The 16,466-nt window shown below is 70.2% G+C and carries 15 protein-coding genes, 1 tRNA gene and 2 pseudogenes; 4 read left to right on the top strand and 14 right to left on the bottom strand.

Annotated features, from left to right (window positions below; all coding sequences use genetic code 11):
• From TOK_RS34240 to TOK_RS19315, 6 genes and pseudogenes are all read right to left on the bottom strand, one after another.
• Positions 1–448, bottom strand: a pseudogene (locus tag TOK_RS34240) (type IV secretion system protein VirD4); the annotation flags it as partial.
• Positions 445–807 (bottom strand): hypothetical protein, encoded by a 363-nt coding sequence (locus TOK_RS19335; RefSeq protein WP_098959407.1) that lies wholly within the window; start codon positions 805–807, stop codon positions 445–447. The pseudogene TOK_RS34240 and the gene TOK_RS19335, both read right to left, overlap by 4 nt.
• Positions 804–1,232, bottom strand: a complete 429-nt coding sequence (locus TOK_RS19330) for a hypothetical protein (protein WP_098959406.1) — start codon at positions 1,230–1,232, stop codon at positions 804–806. The genes TOK_RS19335 and TOK_RS19330 overlap by 4 nt, the downstream gene beginning before the upstream one ends.
• A complete protein-coding gene (locus tag TOK_RS19325) occupies positions 1,233–1,787 on the bottom strand; it encodes a WhiB family transcriptional regulator (protein ID WP_098959405.1) in 555 nt (184 codons plus the stop codon).
• Complete coding sequence (locus tag TOK_RS19320) at positions 1,784–2,008, bottom strand: hypothetical protein (protein WP_098959404.1); 225 nt, start codon at positions 2,006–2,008, stop codon at positions 1,784–1,786. Before TOK_RS19320 ends, TOK_RS19325 begins: the two co-directional genes overlap by 4 nt.
• A complete protein-coding gene (locus tag TOK_RS19315) occupies positions 2,005–2,244 on the bottom strand; it encodes a helix-turn-helix domain-containing protein (RefSeq protein WP_098959481.1) in 240 nt (79 codons plus the stop codon). The genes TOK_RS19320 and TOK_RS19315 overlap by 4 nt, the downstream gene beginning before the upstream one ends.
• Positions 2,245–2,376: 132 nt before the next feature.
• On the opposite strand from TOK_RS19315, the gene TOK_RS19310 reads away from it, so the two are divergent.
• Positions 2,377–2,742, top strand: coding sequence for a GntR family transcriptional regulator (locus tag TOK_RS19310; RefSeq protein WP_098959403.1), 366 nt, complete (start codon positions 2,377–2,379; stop codon positions 2,740–2,742).
• A gap of 163 nt (positions 2,743–2,905) precedes the next feature.
• Positions 2,906–4,288 carry a hypothetical protein gene (locus tag TOK_RS19305; RefSeq protein WP_141566450.1) on the top strand — a complete coding sequence of 461 codons (1,383 nt, stop codon included), beginning with the start codon at positions 2,906–2,908 and terminating at the stop codon, positions 4,286–4,288.
• Here the strand turns inward: TOK_RS19305 and TOK_RS19300 are convergent.
• The 3 genes from TOK_RS19300 to TOK_RS19290 all read right to left on the bottom strand — a co-directional run bounded on the left by TOK_RS19300 (position 4,285) and on the right by TOK_RS19290 (position 6,733).
• Positions 4,285–5,190 carry a phosphotransferase family protein gene (locus TOK_RS19300; RefSeq protein ID WP_141566449.1) on the bottom strand — a complete coding sequence of 302 codons (906 nt, stop codon included), beginning with the start codon at positions 5,188–5,190 and terminating at the stop codon, positions 4,285–4,287. The genes TOK_RS19305 and TOK_RS19300 overlap by 4 nt on opposite strands.
• Before the next feature lie 33 nt (positions 5,191–5,223).
• Positions 5,224–6,564 (bottom strand): site-specific integrase, encoded by a 1,341-nt coding sequence (locus TOK_RS19295; RefSeq protein WP_098959400.1) that lies wholly within the window; start codon positions 6,562–6,564, stop codon positions 5,224–5,226.
• A gap of 92 nt (positions 6,565–6,656) precedes the next feature.
• A tRNA-Thr gene (locus tag TOK_RS19290) sits at positions 6,657–6,733 on the bottom strand.
• Positions 6,734–6,888: 155 nt separating this feature from the next.
• Here TOK_RS19290 and TOK_RS31810 point away from each other — a divergent pair.
• Entirely contained in the window at positions 6,889–7,134 is a 246-nt protein-coding gene (locus tag TOK_RS31810) for a hypothetical protein (protein WP_141566448.1), read from the top strand.
• Positions 7,135–7,235: 101 nt separating this feature from the next.
• Here the strand turns inward: TOK_RS31810 and TOK_RS19280 are convergent, their stop codons facing one another.
• The 4 genes from TOK_RS19280 to TOK_RS19265 form a co-directional block, all read right to left on the bottom strand.
• Positions 7,236–8,387 (bottom strand): DNA polymerase III subunit delta', encoded by a 1,152-nt coding sequence (locus TOK_RS19280; protein ID WP_098959398.1) that lies wholly within the window; start codon positions 8,385–8,387, stop codon positions 7,236–7,238.
• Positions 8,384–10,402: a bifunctional MFS transporter/dTMP kinase gene (locus tag TOK_RS19275; RefSeq protein WP_374754912.1), complete on the bottom strand. Its 2,019-nt coding sequence runs from the start codon at positions 10,400–10,402 to the stop codon at positions 8,384–8,386. Before TOK_RS19275 ends, TOK_RS19280 begins: the two co-directional genes overlap by 4 nt.
• Positions 10,403–10,676: 274 nt before the next feature.
• Positions 10,677–12,146, bottom strand: a complete 1,470-nt coding sequence (locus TOK_RS19270) for a hypothetical protein (RefSeq protein WP_098959396.1) — start codon at positions 12,144–12,146, stop codon at positions 10,677–10,679.
• A 430-nt stretch (positions 12,147–12,576) separates the two neighbouring features.
• The gene (locus TOK_RS19265; RefSeq protein WP_253258494.1) at positions 12,577–14,934 is read right to left on the bottom strand and encodes a transglycosylase domain-containing protein; all 2,358 of its coding nucleotides are present in this window, start codon (positions 14,932–14,934) and stop codon (positions 12,577–12,579) included.
• A gap of 169 nt (positions 14,935–15,103) precedes the next feature.
• On the opposite strand from TOK_RS19265, the pseudogene TOK_RS19260 reads away from it, so the two are divergent.
• Positions 15,104–15,391 (top strand): annotated as a pseudogene (locus TOK_RS19260) (WhiB family transcriptional regulator); the annotation flags it as partial.
• Positions 15,392–15,825: 434 nt separating this feature from the next.
• Here TOK_RS19260 and TOK_RS34730 read toward each other — a convergent pair.
• The gene (locus TOK_RS34730) at positions 15,826–16,305 is read right to left on the bottom strand and encodes an excalibur calcium-binding domain-containing protein (protein ID WP_098959394.1); all 480 of its coding nucleotides are present in this window, start codon (positions 16,303–16,305) and stop codon (positions 15,826–15,828) included.
• Between the last annotated feature and the right edge of the window lie 161 nt (positions 16,306–16,466).

The raw sequence follows: 16,466 nt of genomic DNA, 5'->3' as shown, positions 1-16,466 counted from the left end.
TGAGGGTGACGTCCTCGACCGAGGACCACACCCACAACAACCCGCTGCGGCACAGGCGAACCGCGACTTCCGGCACAGGCAGGCGCCACCGGTTTCGTCGATCCATCCGAGCCAGCGACGGTCGGGCCGAACCGGCGCGGCGGCGCATCGCTACTGAGCCCGCGAAGCGCACGATGTCCAGACTCGAGGCAACCCCGGACTTGCGGCGCGAGCGGGAGCCCCACCGGTTCACCGTCGCCGACGACCTAGTCCACCGGTGCCACACCAACACGGCTCCGGCTGCGCCGACGACCAGCAGCAGCGGGAGCCCGACCGCCAACACCAACGCCGTGAGCGGGAGCAGGGCGAACAGGCCCAGCCCGGCCGCCAGCACCTTCGCCCCGCGCTTTGCTGCCATCACTGCACCGGCGACCGCGGCGAGTGGGAACAGGACTGTCCAGAGGCTCATCGGGCCACCCCCACCGCGGCGGCGACCGCGTCGGCGATCGCGCGGGCGTTGGCCGGGCCCATGCGGGACAGCCGGAACCGGTCCTCTCCAAGGGCGATCGCGAGGTCGAGCACCGCGATCTCGCTGGTCGATGCCCGAGCGAATGCGCCGGTGTCGAAGGCGGTGCGGGCGTCGGTCCAGTCGATCCAGCACGTCCCGTCGCGGTCGCGCTCGATGCAGGCGTCACGAAACTCCGGGCGGGCCGGCCAGGTGCCGTGGGCGATCAGCAATCCGACCGCTGCCGCGACCTGCGGGCTGTGCCCGCGCGCCCACCGCCGCAGGCCGACGACCGCCGAGGTAGCCGATGCCGGCGCGCTCACCGGGACACCTCGACGATCCCGCCGGACGTGACCTGCTGGTCGGTCGGGGTGTCGTGGACGCCGATGTGGCCGATCCGGGACCACAACGTATTTGCCACCCGATCCGCCGACCGCAGCCGCGCGGCGAGCTCGTGCAGGTCCAGTGCCGCGGTGTCGAGGCGCTCGCGGGGGTCGACCACGCCGCTGTCGTCGTAGACGGGGCGGGTGTCGCCGTAGTGGGCGACCTGCCAGGCCAGCACCTCAGCCAAACCCGTGACCGCGGCGAGGGTGTCGACCAGGTCCGCGGTCATCGCGTAGAAGTCCGCGTGGTCGGGCTCGGCAGTGCGCTGGGCGTGGACCGCGGTCCGCCAAGCCTTGGCGCCGGCCGCGGTGTGAACGACGGCCTCGGGCCGCGGTCCGTCATGATGTAGCGGATTGGGGTTCATCTAGTCTTCGTGTCCTTCCGGTGCTCGGTTGCCTGCCAGGGCCTCGATTGCTGTGGAGATTCGGAGGGGAGTTCCGGTAGCCGCCGGACTCCCCTCCTCCACGCCTGGGACGGACGTGCTCGGGTTGGGGTTTCGAGTAAGTCGCGCGTCGGCGTGCCAGCGGTGTGCCGTTCGGTGCGCCACCCCGAAACGGCGAACCAACTGCGAAGTGCTCGCGCCAGTCGCCGCCGCTTCACGGCCCGCCGCGGCGCGCTCCATAACCCCGACCCGCGGCATCAACTCGACGGGAACGAACTCCAAGTCGACGCCCTTTCCACGCCGCAGCTGTGCTCGCTCTCCGGGCGTCATGCCTCCGGCGATGCCGTCTGGCAGTGAACGCAGGGCGTGGTCCAGGCACCGCTGCCGGACTGCGCAGGCCGCGCATACCTGCTTCGCCGCGGCTACCTGCTCTTCGAATGCCCCACTGCGGTCGGTCTCGGGGAAGAAGAGTTCGGGGTCCACCTGCGCGCACAGAGCTTCGGTGCGCCAGTTAGCGGTCTCGTGTACGGCGGTCATCCGTCAGCTTCCGCTCCGTGCGTCAATGCGGGCGTCGCCGAGTCATCCACCGTTGACACGAACGACGCGATCGCATCCGGCAGACCGCGACCAGCCGGGGTGGCGACGAAGAGGACTAGGGCGACCAGCGAGAACACCACTGCACCTGTAGACACTCGACACCTGGCGCAGATCACCACACCAACGATCGCGAACAGGATCAGCACACCCGCACTGCTCACGCCGAGCTCCCTAGGGACGTCTCAGCGGATGGATCCGGGATTGCACTCGTTGCGCCCTCGACCAAGGCGTCGATGACGCGGGCAGGGACGAGCCACCGGCCCCTGATGCGCACCGCTGCAAGCTCGCCCGAGCTGATCGCTCGGTAGACCGTCATTCGGGACATCTTGAACATCTGGGCCACCTCCTGGACGTCGTAGAACGTCGGGGCGGCCGGTGCGGCCTGCTCAGCAGTCATGCCTTCCTCCTTAATCACCGTATGTACATGGTATTCCTTATGCATAAGGTGCACAAGGTCGTCTCGGGGGCTCGCGGCCTGCCGCCACAGTCAGACGGCGCCGACTGCGTACGCTCCGCTCGGGAGGGATAGATGACCGATCAGTCCGGCACGCCGAAGTACCAACAGGTCGCTGCTGAGCTCCGTCGCTCGATTCAGACCGGCACCTATCCGGTCGGCAGTGAGCTGCCGTCGACCGCGCGCCTCACGGAGGCATACAACGTGTCGACGACTGTCGTGAGGGCAGCCATTCGCGAACTGCGACAGGAAGGCCTGGTGCTCGGCCAGCCCGGTAAGGCCGTCTACGTCACCGCTAGGCCGGCTGACGATCCAGACGAGCCTGCGTCCGACTTGGCCCGCGAGCTTCGCGAGCTGTCGATGAGCGTCAACACCGCGATCCGCGAACTGAATGCGCGCGTTGCTGCATTGGAGCGACGGACGGACCTGTCCGACTCCTGAGAGTTGCCACGCGCCCGGCAGCCCCGAGGACCTGGTCACCGACAGGTTGATCTTCATGCAACACAGCAAACAGTGACGGGGCCGCGACTTACAGTGTGCTCATGGGGTGCATCTGTGCACAGGGGGTGCACAGGGGTGCATCGCGGCCCGCGGGAGGTCCTCCATGAGCCGATCGAATGCGCCGAACCTGGCATTTGCTCGGGCATTGGATCGGGCAGCGATCAGTCACAAGGGACTCGCGCGCCGAATTCGCGACCTCGCCGCACAGCACGGAGAGCGAAACGCTGCCGACCACGTGTCCGTCAAGCGCTGGCTGGACGGAACGCAACCTCGCACAGAGACGGCGCTGCTGATTGCGGCCGCACTGTCGGAGCGCCTGGGCCGCGCGCAAACGCCTGCCTCCCTGGGCTTCACGGCTGATGCCAACCGGCCCTCGACATCGAGTGTCGTCGATGTGTCAGCTCAGTACCCCCACGACGTCAACGACGCGTCGAGGTCTCTTGCGGTGGTCGCGACGGCCGACCTAGACAACCCGGACGATCCCGGCCTGATGTCCTGGGATGCCGATGCTGCACGCTCAGCGATCGGCTCCTACCTGTTCGGCCACGGGTCAGACGGCGAGAGCCTCGAGGCAGCCAAGAGCCCAGTCGATGCCGACGCCATCCGGCGGACGACGGCACATCTGATGGCTCTGGACTTCCAACTGGGAGGCGGCCATACCAGAAAGCTGCTCCTGTTCTACTTCAGAGATCAAGTCCTGCCGTTGTTCAATGCGTTGCCAGTCCGCCAACGTGGTGAACTGTTCGTTGCGACAGCCGAGCTCGCTCAAATGCTGGGATGGAGTGCGTACGACGCAGGACGCCACGGGGCGGCGCAGCGCTACTTCGCCTCTGGTCTCAGACTCGCCCGGGCATCCGGCGACACGGTGCTGGGCGCACGACTACTCGCAAACATGAGCCACCAGGCCAACTACCTCGGACGGTTTCATACAGCCGTCGAGCTGGCCAGGGCTGCCCAGCATGCCGCGAATGGATCTACGTCGTCCAGGACAACCGCGATGTTCCACGCCATGGAGGCTCGCGCACTCGCCTCGCTGAACGATGGCGTCGGCTGCGCCGCAGCGCTTCATCGCGCCGAAAGTCTGCTTGACCGTGCTGACATCGGCGACGATCCGGAATGGATCAGCTATTTCACCGAGGCTGAGCTGTCCGGCGAGGCCGCCCACTGTTTCCGCGATTTGCGCCGACCAGCGGAGACCGGCTACTTCGGCGGCCTTGCCGTGGCGCCTATTGAGACACCGCCTCGTACCCGCGCGTTCATCGATATGGTGATGGCCGCTGGAGCGCTACAAGGAAACGATCTCGACGAAGCCGTTGCACTGGCCCGAGGCGCGATTGAGCTGGCTGGACCACTCCAGTCAAGCCGGTATCAGCACTATGTTCGCGACTTTCTGCGTTCGGCTGCGGACGCACATCCGCGTTCACCCCTGGTCGTCGAGCTCACGGCCGTCGCGGCCCCGCTCCTCGCTCGACGGATGCCCGCTTAAAACGCATGCCACGCAAGACTGGGCCTACCTTCACGGATGACAGTCATCCTTCGGTCGAACTCGGCACGTATGGAGGGCTTCTCGTCGACATTCTGCATCAGCCAGGTCGTCATCTTCAACTCCTGGATGCGGCGCAGCACGCCGAAGCCAGCCCAATCTGTCACGTCGAACCCGTACTCATCGACGAAGGCTGTATACTCGGCAGCTGACCAGAACTTGGCTGTGACATACTCCGTAGCAGTGACAGAGAGATCCCATTCTGGCTGACCGAAGCCAAAGCGCTCGAAGTCGATGAGAACCGGATCGCCATCAACGATCATGAGGTTCTGAACGTGCGCGTCGCCATGCGTCACGCACGCGGCGAGAGGAAAAACGAGTTCGTCGAGGTGGCTTCGAAGAGTCGCAGCCAATCGGCGAAGATATGCCTTGTCGTCGTCGTCGACAGCCGCAAGTTCGATTCGTCGCTGAACTCGCTCAATCGGTGAGACTGATTCAAGCGAGAAGTCTGTTGGCTGCGGCAGAGAATGTAGTCGACGTAGGACAGTCGCCAGTTCTCGGACATCTCTATTCGCACCCCTCCGACCGTCGATGTTCTGCCAGAATGTTACGGGGTGGCCATGGACTTCAATGGGTTGCGCAACCTGCCAGGTCTGAGCTGCAGCGACACCACTTGACTCCAACCAGCTGGAAACAGCCACCTCTTTGGTTGCGTCGGCCCATCTGTCCATATCGCGCGCTATTCGCACGACGACCGGCGCGCCGGCGAGACGGAAGATTGCGTTCTCGCCTAGCCTGAGCAACTCTGCGTCGTCGTGTTGCTCGCCGATCAGGGCGCAGGCCTCGCGGAGGACGCCGGCCGCCACATCGCTGCTGAACACCGGTTGGGGCTTGCTACCGCTCACGCTCCAACCGTACGTACGACGCGGGTCTGCGCATCACCCACCGCTGAGTGATCTGCGTGGGCGCGGGCGTCGAGCTGCAAGCGCCGAGGCGGCACGCTGATCCGCCTCGAGTACGAACGCGGTATAGGTCCGCAGCGTCGTTGCCCCTCCGCCGGCGTGACCCAACCGACCTGCGACCGTCCGAATGTCAACGCCGGCGGCGATCAACTCGGTCGCCGAGTAATGCCGAAGACAGTGCAGGTGGGTGCGTATCCCGAGCCGAGTAGCCATCCGGCCGTACCGCTGCGTGACGGTGTCTGGACTGGTTTGGCGGCCGCAGTCCGGAACCGGCGAGAAGACGAAACCGTCGCGGCGGACCTTGGTGTCGACAGCTCGGGCACGGTCGTCGCACCGTCCACGGTGCTCGACGAGCACCTCGACCAGCTCCGGGTCGAGCGTCACTCGTCGGTGTTGATGCGTCTTCGGGTCCTTTTCCCATTGGACGCCCGCGATCTGCCCGATGCTGCTTCGGAAAGTTGCGACGCCTGAGCTCAGATCGAGGTCATTCCACCGCAGCCCGCAGACTTCACCTCTCCGAGCGCCTGTGGTCATCGTGAACCAGACGAATGTTCCCCAGTCAGGGTCCTTCCAGGCCTCCGTCAGCAGATCGGCGGCTTCATCAGCTGACGGAGGTGCTGGGTTGGGGCGTGGCACGGACGGCGCCTCGACCTGATCGATCGGGCTGGTCGAGATCCATCCCCAGCGGACACCGCGGCGGAACGCACCGCTGAGAATCGCGTGCACGACTCGGATGCTGCCCGCCGACAGCGGCGTGCAGACGTGCTGGCGACATACGCGCTCACACCATCGGCACGGTGCCGAGGACTCGCCGTCCTTCGCGCACCTGCGCCGAGAGCTGTGCTCGTCGCAGACGTGCTCACGCTCTGTCCGGTGCTGGACGAACTTTCGACCGCGGCAATGGTCGCGGCACCTCCGTAAGGACCCGTAGAGCCCCTCGACGGTCTCGACCTTCACTCTGCCGACCGCCAGCCGGCCGATCGTCGGCCGAACGTGTTTCTCGATCTTCGAGACGTAGCCGGCTCGTGTCTTGCGTTCGATGTCGAGGACGTCGAGCCACCGATCCAGAAGCTCGTTGACGGTCGCCTCAGTCCGCGGGCTTCGCCGGTCGTCGACCTGGTTCAGCAGCCGTGTTTGGACCTTCTGCGCCTCGCGCTCCGTCTCACGCCGGGTAGCTCGGGCAGCCACGGTCTCCCGGAGTCGAATCTGCTTACCCGTGAGCTGATCGACACCTGCATAGACGCTGACACGAGCAGACCCGCTGGACAGCCACGTGATGTTCCCACGAGCACGTCTACGAGGTCCGGTCGATGCCACGTGGCGGAGGTTAGCTCCCGCTCGTGCCACAAACCGTGCCACGCGACACGCCGACGAACGTACTGCGAAGGTCAGAAAAAGTCTCTGACCTGTGGAGCCGCCTTGGGGAGTCGAACCCCAGACCTACGCATTACGAGTGCGTCGCTCTAACCGACTGAGCTAAGGCGGCGTGGTGCGTGACCAGTCTACCGACCACCTCACCCCCTCCCGCAGCCCCCCGTCCATCACCTCCGACCTGCGGACATCGCCACGAAGGCAGCGGTGTCGTAGGAGGTGCGCAGGCCCGAGATACGGTCGTCGGACAGCGTCAGGAAGGTCGATCCGGTGTACGTGATGGGGGTGCCGTCGGCCAGCGTGCCGCGGGCCTCCCACTCCGGCCCGGCACCGGCCGGGTCCGTGCTCTCCACGGCGTTGTGGAAGACGGGTCCGCGCCTCGCTGAACTGGGCGCGGTGCTGCTCCCGGCACGCGCGGGGATCGTCGACGCCGCCACCGCCGTCGGACCGGTACAGGACGGCGCCGTCGGTGTGAACAGCTTCGCCAGCTCGTCGGCGGCACCGCTCTGCTCGTAGCTCCGCAGCTCGGCGACGAAGCGGCGGACGGTGCGTCGGCGATGTGGTTGTCCTCGAACTGCCCGGAGTCCATCGAGGCGTCCTATCCGGGGGGTTCGACGTCAACCCTTGTGCAGCGACAGCAGCATGTTCTCGACGGCGATCTCGGGTTTGACGTTGGCGTTCAGCGCCTCCCGGCACGCCAGCACGGCTTCGAGGCGTCGCAACGTCGCCTCGGGGGTCCACTCGCCGGCGGCGCGCCGGATGTCGGCGAGGCGGTCGGGGTTGGTCAGGGGGACCCGGGCGCCGCTGCGGGTGACGAGGACGTCGCGGAAGAAGCCGGCGAGGTCGATGATCGAGCGGTCGAGGGCGTCGCGCTGGTTCCGGGTGCTCCGCGACTTCTGCTTCTTCTCCAGCTCCCGCTCCGCGGCCTTCGCGCTGCGCGCGGCGGCGGCGACGCCCTTGCCGACACCACCCGCCCCCATGGCGACGGCGAGCTCCTCACGCTCGGCGACGTCGCGGGTCTCGGCGATCTCCGTGGCCTCGGCCTTGGCCGCGACGACGAGCTTGCTCGCGTAGGAGAACGCGTCACCGATGCCGCGGACCTTCAGCGGCAGGTCGAGCGCCTCCGCGCGGCGGCGGCGGGCCTCCTCGTCGCGGGCCAGCCAGCGGGCCCGCCCGACGTGCCCGCCCGACACGCTCGCAGCCCAGGTGGCGGCCTCCGGGTCGAGGCCGTCGCGGGTCGCGAGCACCTCCGCGATCGCCTCCACGGAGGGCGTGCGCAGTGGGATCGGGCGGCAGCGCGAGCGGATGGTGATGGGCACGTCGTCGGGGTGGTCCGAAGGCGCGCACAGCAGGAACACCGTGTCGGCGGCGGGCTCCTCGACGGCTTTGAGCAGGGCGTTCGCGGCGCGCTCACCGAGGCGGTCGGCGTCCTGGATGATCAGGATCTGCCAACGCCCGCTGCTGGGCCGCCGGGCGGCCAGCTGCACGAGCCGGCGCATCTCGGCCACCGAGATCGAGAGCCCCTCGGGGACGACCTCGCGGACGTCCGCGTGCGTGCCCGCCATGACCGTCCGGCACGACGCGCACTCCCCGCACCCATCCAGCGGGCACTGGAGCGCGGCCGCGAAGGCCCGGGCGGCCGTCGACCTGCCGGAGCCGGGCGGGCCGGTGAACAGCCACGCGTGGGTCATCGACGCGGGGTCGGTGACCGCCGTCGTCAGCTCGCCGACAGCCCAGGGCTGGCCGACGACGTCGTCCCAGACGCTCACGTCGGCGCCGGGTCGTCGTCCCTGGACGGGACCACGGTCCGGGTGGAGACGGGCTCGGTCGGCTGCTCCGCGGACGTCTTCTGCAAGGGCACGGTCGGGCCGTGGGCGGCGCCGGCGGGTGGGCGCATGAGGGGCCGGAGGCCGTCTATCACCCGGGCGGCGACGACATCGGCGGGCGCGTCGGCGTCGACGACCACGTAGTGGTGGGGCTCGGCGGCAGCCATGCGCGTCAACAACTTCTGTACCCGCACGTGCTCCTCGCCCGCCACACCGGCCGGGGGCGCCGAGCCGTCGGGGGCGCGGTCGAGCAGGACGGACACGTCGGGACGCAGCCGACCCGTCGCCCAGGCGACGATGTTCTCCAACTCGCTGCTGTCCAGCGCAGCGTCGTCGCGATCCGACTCCACCCCGTACTGCGCCAGCGGGCTGGCCAGGAACCGGTCCATGACCACGACCGCGCCGCTGCGGAGCGCGGGCCGCACGACGCGTTCCACCGTGTCGGCACGCACCGCCGCGACCGCCAGCGCCTTCGCCCGGGCGCTGGAGTGCTGCGTCTCGGCCTCGACGACGCGCAGCCGGTCGTCCCCCGGTTCGACGACGTCGTAGCCGTCGACCCGCAACGTCGCCACCAGGCGCTCGGTCTGCTCCGCGGTCTCCACGGGCGTGGCGCCCTCGACCGCGATCAGCACACCCGAACCGGTACGACGGTCGCCGCGGCGCAGGGCGGCAAGGAGATCGGGCAGCAGCGGCTCGGTGCGGCGGTCGTCCATCTGCCGGTACGCCAGCATGCCCACGACGGCCGCGACCAGGCCGCCCGCGAACATCACCGTGCGGGTGCCGTCGATGACGAAGGGGTAGCCGAAAAGGTCGATCCGCCGCGCGCTGACCAGCCCCACCAGCACCGGGACCAGCGACATCGAGCCGAGCAGGACGACCCGCACCAGCGACTGCACGAACGCGACCACGCGGCCGCGGACATCATCGGCGACCTGCGCCCCGATGATCGTCAGGCCGGTCAGGAACGCGATACCCGCGAACCCGCCGACGAGGCCGACGGCGACGATCGCGACGAACAGGTGCGGCGCGAGCGCCACCAGGGTGAGCGCGACGCCGGCCGCGACGATCGCGGCGCCGAACAGCCGGTTGTGCGGCAACCGGCGCGAGAGCCGCGGCGCGACGCCCATGCCACAGGCCAGCCCGACGAAGATCCCGCCGAACAGCACGCTGTACGCGGCGTCGCCACCGCCGAGGCTCGCCGAGTACAGCTTCGCCGATGCGATGACCGCACCCCCGGCCGCGAACGCGCCGATGATCCCGATGACGAGCCCGCGGATCAGCGGCGTGCTCCCCACGAAGGCGAACCCGCCCCGCAGCAGCGACAGCAGGCCGGCCGGGCTGTCCCCCTGCCGCTCCGCCGTGCGGCCGGAGATCTCCTTGATCCGGAACCACACCGTCGTCGCCGTCAGCAGGTAACCGCAGCCGTTGATGACCAGTGCGACGTAGACCGTCGTCAGCGGGGACGTCGTGTCGATCAACGAGCCCGCGCTGGAGATCACCGTGAACAGGCCGACAGCGGTGAGCACGGCCACGCCGTACGTCATGACCAGGGCCAGCTGGTTCGCCGTCTCCACCTGGTCCGGGCGGCGCAGCAGGTTCGGGACCGACGCGTCCTTCGACGGGATCCAGAACAGCGAGCAGATCTCGATCAGGAACGTCGCCGCGAACAGCCACCACAGCGAGCCGACCAGCGGGATCGAGATGAACAGGCCGAAACGCAGGATGTCGCACACGACCATGACGTGGCGTCGGTCGAACCGGTCGGCGAGCGCACCCGCGAGCGGACCGAAGACGAGCGCGGGCAGCAGCTTCGTCGCGACGACACCGCCCAGCGCGAAGCTCTGCGCCTGGTAGCCGGAGGTCAGCTGCGTCGCGAGCGAGGTCAGCGCGAGCAGCGAGAGCCAGTCACCCGTCGACGCGACCGCCGTGACCAGCCAGAGCCTGCGGAACGCGGGGATCGACAGGACGCTGCGGACACGATGCGACGTCGGGGCCGACAGCGCCGGGTCACCGGCCGGAGTGGCCTCGGAACCGATCGCTCCTCACCTCCTCGGCGAGCCCGTCCAGGCTGGCGGGACCTGAACCGACATCGGGGAGCGAATGCCGGCCATCCAGTGACCCGAGAGTAGACGGAACACCTGGCGGCGCGGCGCCCCGGTCGCGGTACGCGGCTCAGTGATCCCTCAGCGGTCACGGTCCGTCGCTCACCGTGCAAGCGACGACCGCTCGGCGTCACGGACTCAGCAACGCCACGATCAACTGCACGAGGATAAGCAGGAAGACGCCGACGAAGAACCACGTGAACAGCCGCGTCCCCAGCCTGCTCCGCGAGTGCCGCGTCAGGCCGAGGATGCTCGGCTCCTCCTCGATCGGCGGACGGTGCGGTTCGCGTGGCGCGGGCCCGCTGTCCGGACGAGTGGGCTGCGCGGTCTCGGGGTGGGCGCGACCCGGCGCGGTCTCGGGGTGGGCGCGACCCGGCGCGGTGTCGGCGCTGGGCGGCGTGTCTGGTGTCGACGCGAGAGCCTGCGACGTCGCGGCCAGCCGCGCCTCCGCGCGCGCCCGGAGCCGGGCCCTCGGACCGCCGCGGCGACGGTCCGCCGGGCCGCCTCCCAGCTCGTCGACGGGGTGTTCCTTCCGGCGGTCGGGCCGGCGGTCGTCCTGGTCATCGGCCGGGCGCTCCCGCAGGGCGTCGCCCGAACCGCCGCCGGGGCGGCCGCTCGCGGGCTCGCCCGGGCCGGAGCGGGGGGTCCGGTAGGGCGCCTCGTCGGGTCCGGCGGGGGCCCGATCCGACTCCTCGCCGGGAAGGCTCATCGGGGCGTCGGCCGACGGACTCCTCGTCGTCGGCGCGGTGCCCGCCGAGTCGGCAGGCCGGCGGGAGACGGAACCCGCCGGCACGGTGTCCGCCTCCGGGTCGGCGCGCGATGGACCGGCGCGGGTCGGGGTCGAGAGACCGGCACTCGGCCCGGGCGCGCTGTCCGGGTCCGGCGTGCTGTCCGGGTCGGGCGCGTCGACAGCTCGGCCGACGATGCCCGTTCCCGCCGCGCCTACCCTTGCCCGGCCGGCGCCGCTCGAACCGTCGACGACCCGGGAGCCGTCGACGAGGCCCGCCCGAGGGCTCGTCGTGCCGACATCCGTCGGCGCCGAACCGTCTCCAGGGCCCGACCTCGCCGGCATGCCCGGAGCGGCCGCACCCGTTCCGTCGACGGCCGGGGCGGTTCCGGTACCCGAACCGTTCGCGTCCGTTCCATCCGCGTGCGACGCGTTCCGCGCGCGGCCGGGTGCCACGGCGCCGCCCGTCGACGGAGCCTCCGCCGGGGGTACTCGCGTCGCGGATTCCTCCGACGCCGGCGCGGCCGGCCCCTGGCTGCGGGTTCCACCGGGTGCGCCCGGCCGACGGGCCCGGGCCTCCGCGCGGGCCGTGGCCCGGGCTTCGCGTGCGCGTTGCGCCACGAGCCAGGCGACGGTGCCGGCGGGGGGCATCGGGATGTCGGGACCGTCGTCCGGATCGAGGTCGTCGTCCAGGTCACCGAGGTCACCGAGGTCGATGTCGCCGCCGGCGAGGCCGGTGACGCGGCCGGCCGGATCGATGAACGGGAGATCGAGGGCGGGAAGCTCGAAGCCGGGCGGGTCGGGCTCGTGCGCGAACGGGACGTCGACGGTCCCGTCAGGGCCCCACAGCGGATCCGCAGCCCCCCTCACCATGTCGGGGAATGCTAGGTCGCGATCCGCCCTCGGTCGACGCGTGACGACGGCGCGTCGCACCCTGCGCCCCCTGCGGTGCGGCCGCACCGCCTGCAAACGGTGCAGCGGGTCCGAAACGGGTGCAGCTCCGCGGTCGCTGCGCGAGCTCCCTGGTCGCCAGGCGGCTCACTCGGTCGTCACGTCCCCTACAGGGCGTACGCCGCACCAGGAACCCGGGCGCGAGCCGTGAGCGCGGAGACTCGGCGGTACCCGCGCCGCACACCCACGGCCGGCGCAGGCTCCACGGTCGTCGACCGCCGCGCACGCAGGGTGCGCGCCGAACGGACTACCCGTGCGACGCCGACCCACGTCCGACACATGCACGGCGGGCCCGGTCGTTCCGACGGCCCCGACGGCTCCGACCGCGGCGACGGGCACCGACGTCCGAGCGTCAGCCGCCGGGTCCCGGTGGGGCGGTGGTCGGTGGGGGCGGCGGCTCGTCGCCGGGCGCGGGGGGCGCCTCGGGGACCGTGCCGCTCGACACCTGCAGGATGATCGTCTCGCCCGGCAGCGCGGTGCCACGCGGGCTCTGACCGACGACGGTGCCCCGCGGCGCGTTGTTGTCGACCACCCGCGCCGACACCCGCCAGTTGGCCCGCTGCAGGACGGCGGTGGCGTCGTTCTGGCTGCGGCCGACGACGTCGGGCACCCGGGTCTCGGCACCGCCGGTGAGATAGCGCTCGGCCGGCGGTGGAAGCGGGAGGACGGGCTGGCCCTCGAGGATCGGCGTCACGGCACCGAACCACGTCTCCGCCGGGGTCTTGCCACCGAAGATGTTGCCGCTGCGGCAGGCGAAGGGGGCGCCGGCACCGTCGCACAACGGCTTGGGCGCGCTGGAGTTGTCGAAGGTGATGACCGCCCCGGACAGCTGCGGGACCGCCCCGACGAAGGCCGCCGACTTGTGCTGCTGGGTGGTGCCGGTCTTGCCGAGCATGGGGCGGTTCCAGCCGACCTGTCGGGCGGCGGCCGCGGACGTACCGCTCTGGTCGTCCCTGCTCAGGGCGTTGACCAGGGTGTTCGCGAGCTCCGGCTCGACCGCCTGCTCGCAGCCGGCCTCCGTGACGGGGACGACCGTGCCCGCGGCGTCGGTGACCGACTCGATCGGGCTGGGCGGGCACCACTTGCCGGAGCTGTAGAGGGTGGCGCCGACGTTGGCCAGCTCCAGGACGCTGGTCGGCGTCACACCGAGGGTGAACGACGCCAGCTTCTGCGCCTTGGTGACCTCCGCGATGGAGCGGTCGGTCTTGCGGCGCGTGTTGGGGTCGACGAACGGCGTCGTGGCCAGGGATTTCATGCCCAGCCGCACCGACATGTCGACGACGTCGGGCACCCCGGTGAACTCCTCCAGCTTCACGAACGCGGTGTTCGGGGAGGTGGCGAGCGCGTCGGTGAGGGTCATGCGCTCGGGGTAGTTGCCCGCGTTGGCGACGGGGATGGGGCGGCCGCCGCCGTCGGTGTAGATCGGGGAGGCGTAGCCGCTCGGCGGCACGGCCAGGGTGTAGTTGATGCCGAGGCCCTTCTCCAGGGCGGTGGCCGCCGTGAAGATCTTGTAGACGGACCCCGCGCCGAGGTTGACCGGCTCGTACGGGAGGCCGTAGCTGGTCTGCTGCTCATCGGCCTTGAGGCCGAAGGTGCGGCTGGAGCCCATCGCGAGGACGCGGTGCTTGTCCTGACCGGGCTGCACCATGGCCATCACGTTGGCGACGTTGGGCTGCGACGGCGGCACCTCGGCGTCCAGGGACGCCTTCATCTTCTGCAGCATCCCGCGGTCGAGGGTGCTGCGGATCGTGTAGCCGCCGCGGTTGAGCTGGTCGACCGGGAAGCCCGCCTCGCTCAGGTACTCGACGACGTACTTGCAGAAGAAGCCGGCGTCACCCGCGCCGATGCAGCCGTTGGGCTGGACGTTCAGCGGCGACGCGAGCCCCAGCGGGCTGGCCAGGGCCAGCTTCGCCTGCGCGTCGTCGATCATTCCCTGGTCACGCATCTGGGCGATGACGAGGTTGCGACGGTCCGTCGCCGCCTGCGCGTTGGCTGCCGGGTCGAACGCCGTGGTGCTGCGGACCATGCCCGCCAGCAGCGCGGCCTGCGGAACGGTGAGCTGCGCGGCGGTGGTGCCGAAGTAGGTACGCGCCGCCGACTCGATGCCGTACGCCCCGTTGCCCCAGAACACGATGTTCAGGTAGCGGGTGAGGATCTCCTCCTTGGAGAGGGTGCGCTCCATCTGGAGCGCGATCCGCGCCTCCTTGAGCTTGCGTGCCGGCGTCTGCTCGGTGGCCTTGAGCCGCTCGCTCGTGGTCTGCGCCTCGACGTAGAGCATGTAGTTCTTGACGTACTGCTGCGTCAGCGTCGAGGCACCCTGCACGACGTCGCCCGACGCCGAGTTGGCGATGACCGCGCGCATCGTGCCCTGCCAGTCGACGCCCTGGTGCTGGTAGAAGCGCCGGTCCTCGATCGCGACGATCGCAGCCTTCATCGCCGGCGAGATCTGGTCGGCCGTGACCGACTGCCGGTTCTGGTCGAACAAGTAGGCCAGCGGCTGGCCTGTGGAGTCGAGGATCGTCGTCCGCAGGGGGAGCGCGCCGTCGAGAAGATCGGTCGAAGAATTGTTGACGCCGTCGCCCGCGTCGTTCGACAGCACTCCGAGGCCTGCCGCGAACGGGAAGGCCATGCCGGCGGCCACGACACCGGCCAGCAGGCACAGCCCGAGCAGCATGCCGATCGGCCGACGGACGTGGGGAGGCAACCTCACGAGAAGCACCCTACGCGGACACCCGTGACGCTCCCGTCAGGCGGCGCACCCCGAAAGTTGAGTAGAACTACTCACTTACCGGTGGAACCGGATCACCCGAGGATTCGTCTCAGCGAGGTCGTGCAGGACAGCACGGCCACGAACGACTGGACGATCGGGGGTCGCCGCGATGACCGTGACGACGGGTACGAGCAGCGGGAACAGCACGTGGAACTGGCGGGTGGCCGCCCGCTGCCGGACGACGGACGGCGACGAGCTGTTCGTCTCGGGCGCGGCTCAGCGGGAGGCTCGCGGGTTCTGCTTCGCGTGCCCGGTGCGCACCGAGTGCCTCGCGCACGCGCTCGACGAGCGGATCGAGTTCGGGGTGTGGGGCGGGGCGACGGAGCGCGAGCGCCGCGCGATGCTGCGTGCCCGCCCCGGTGTGCGGTCCTGGGCAGCGCTGCTCGGGGAGGCGAGGCTGGCGCACTACACCGCGGAGACGACGTCGATCCGCGCCGCCGCCGCTGCCGCGAGCACGGCTGGTGTCGGCACTGCCGACGCCGACGCCGCCGACGCGCGGCCGGGCCGGGGTCACGCTGTCGACGGGCGCGCAGGCCGGACCCGGGCGAGCGGCAGCCGGGTGGGCGGCTCCCGCGTCACCCGGAGCCGCACCACCTGCGCCCGGACCGCCGACACCCAGGCCACTGCGGCCGAGCCCGTCGCCAGTACGTGTCCTCCCCGGAAGCCGACACGCACGGCCTGACCGACGGCCGTGCCTTCGCGGAGGCCGGTGCACATCAGGGTTGCCACAACCTCGCCGAGTTCGACCCCGGACCGGGGATCTTCATGATCGAATCAGTCTCACGCCGGACTCGGCGGGGCCGGGAGCCCGGTACGGCGCGGGGCGGCGCGCTACTTCTCGCAGCCGATGCCGTCCTTGTCACGGTCGAGATGCGTGCCGTAGCCCGGCTGACCGATGCGGATCGGCGCCTTCCCGGCGGCCTTCACGGCCGCGCAGTTCGGGTAGTACGCCGACCCACCGCCGGACCCGCTGCCCCCGGACGAGGTCGCCGTCTTCTTCGGCGCCTGCGGAGCCACCAGTCCCTGGGGGACGGCTGTCTTCACGGCGACACGGGTCGTCGGCACCGGGACCTGGGCCGGGACCACCGGGACGACCGCCGAGGTCGTGGTGGTCGGCGGCGCGGAGGTCGTCGTGGTGGGGGTGGGGGTGGGGGTGGGGCTCGTGGACGTCGTCGTACTCGTCGTGGAGGACGAGGCGAAGGAGCGCGGCGTGGTGGGCTCGGAGCTGCAGGCCTGCAGGAGGAAGCCGGCGGCGAGCGCCAGGGCGGCGACTGCGGCGGCACGGCGGCGGGGAGCGGGGCGGAGGATCATTCGGGTCCGTTTCATCAGGAGACGAACGGATTTCGGAGCTGGACACCGCAGCGTTACGCGAGGTTTGCTCCGGATCGACGACGCCCCCACGCCGCCGCGCGCCGCGCCCCGCTGCTCCGCACTGCCGAGCTCGACACCGGACTGCCGATCACCATGGCCGA

This window comes from Pseudonocardia sp. N23 (assembly GCF_002583555.1).
Lineage (GTDB): Bacteria > Actinomycetota > Actinomycetes > Mycobacteriales > Pseudonocardiaceae > Pseudonocardia.
The sequence above is the reverse complement of the archived record's forward strand: the minus strand, read 5'-3'. Positions and strand labels throughout refer to the sequence as shown.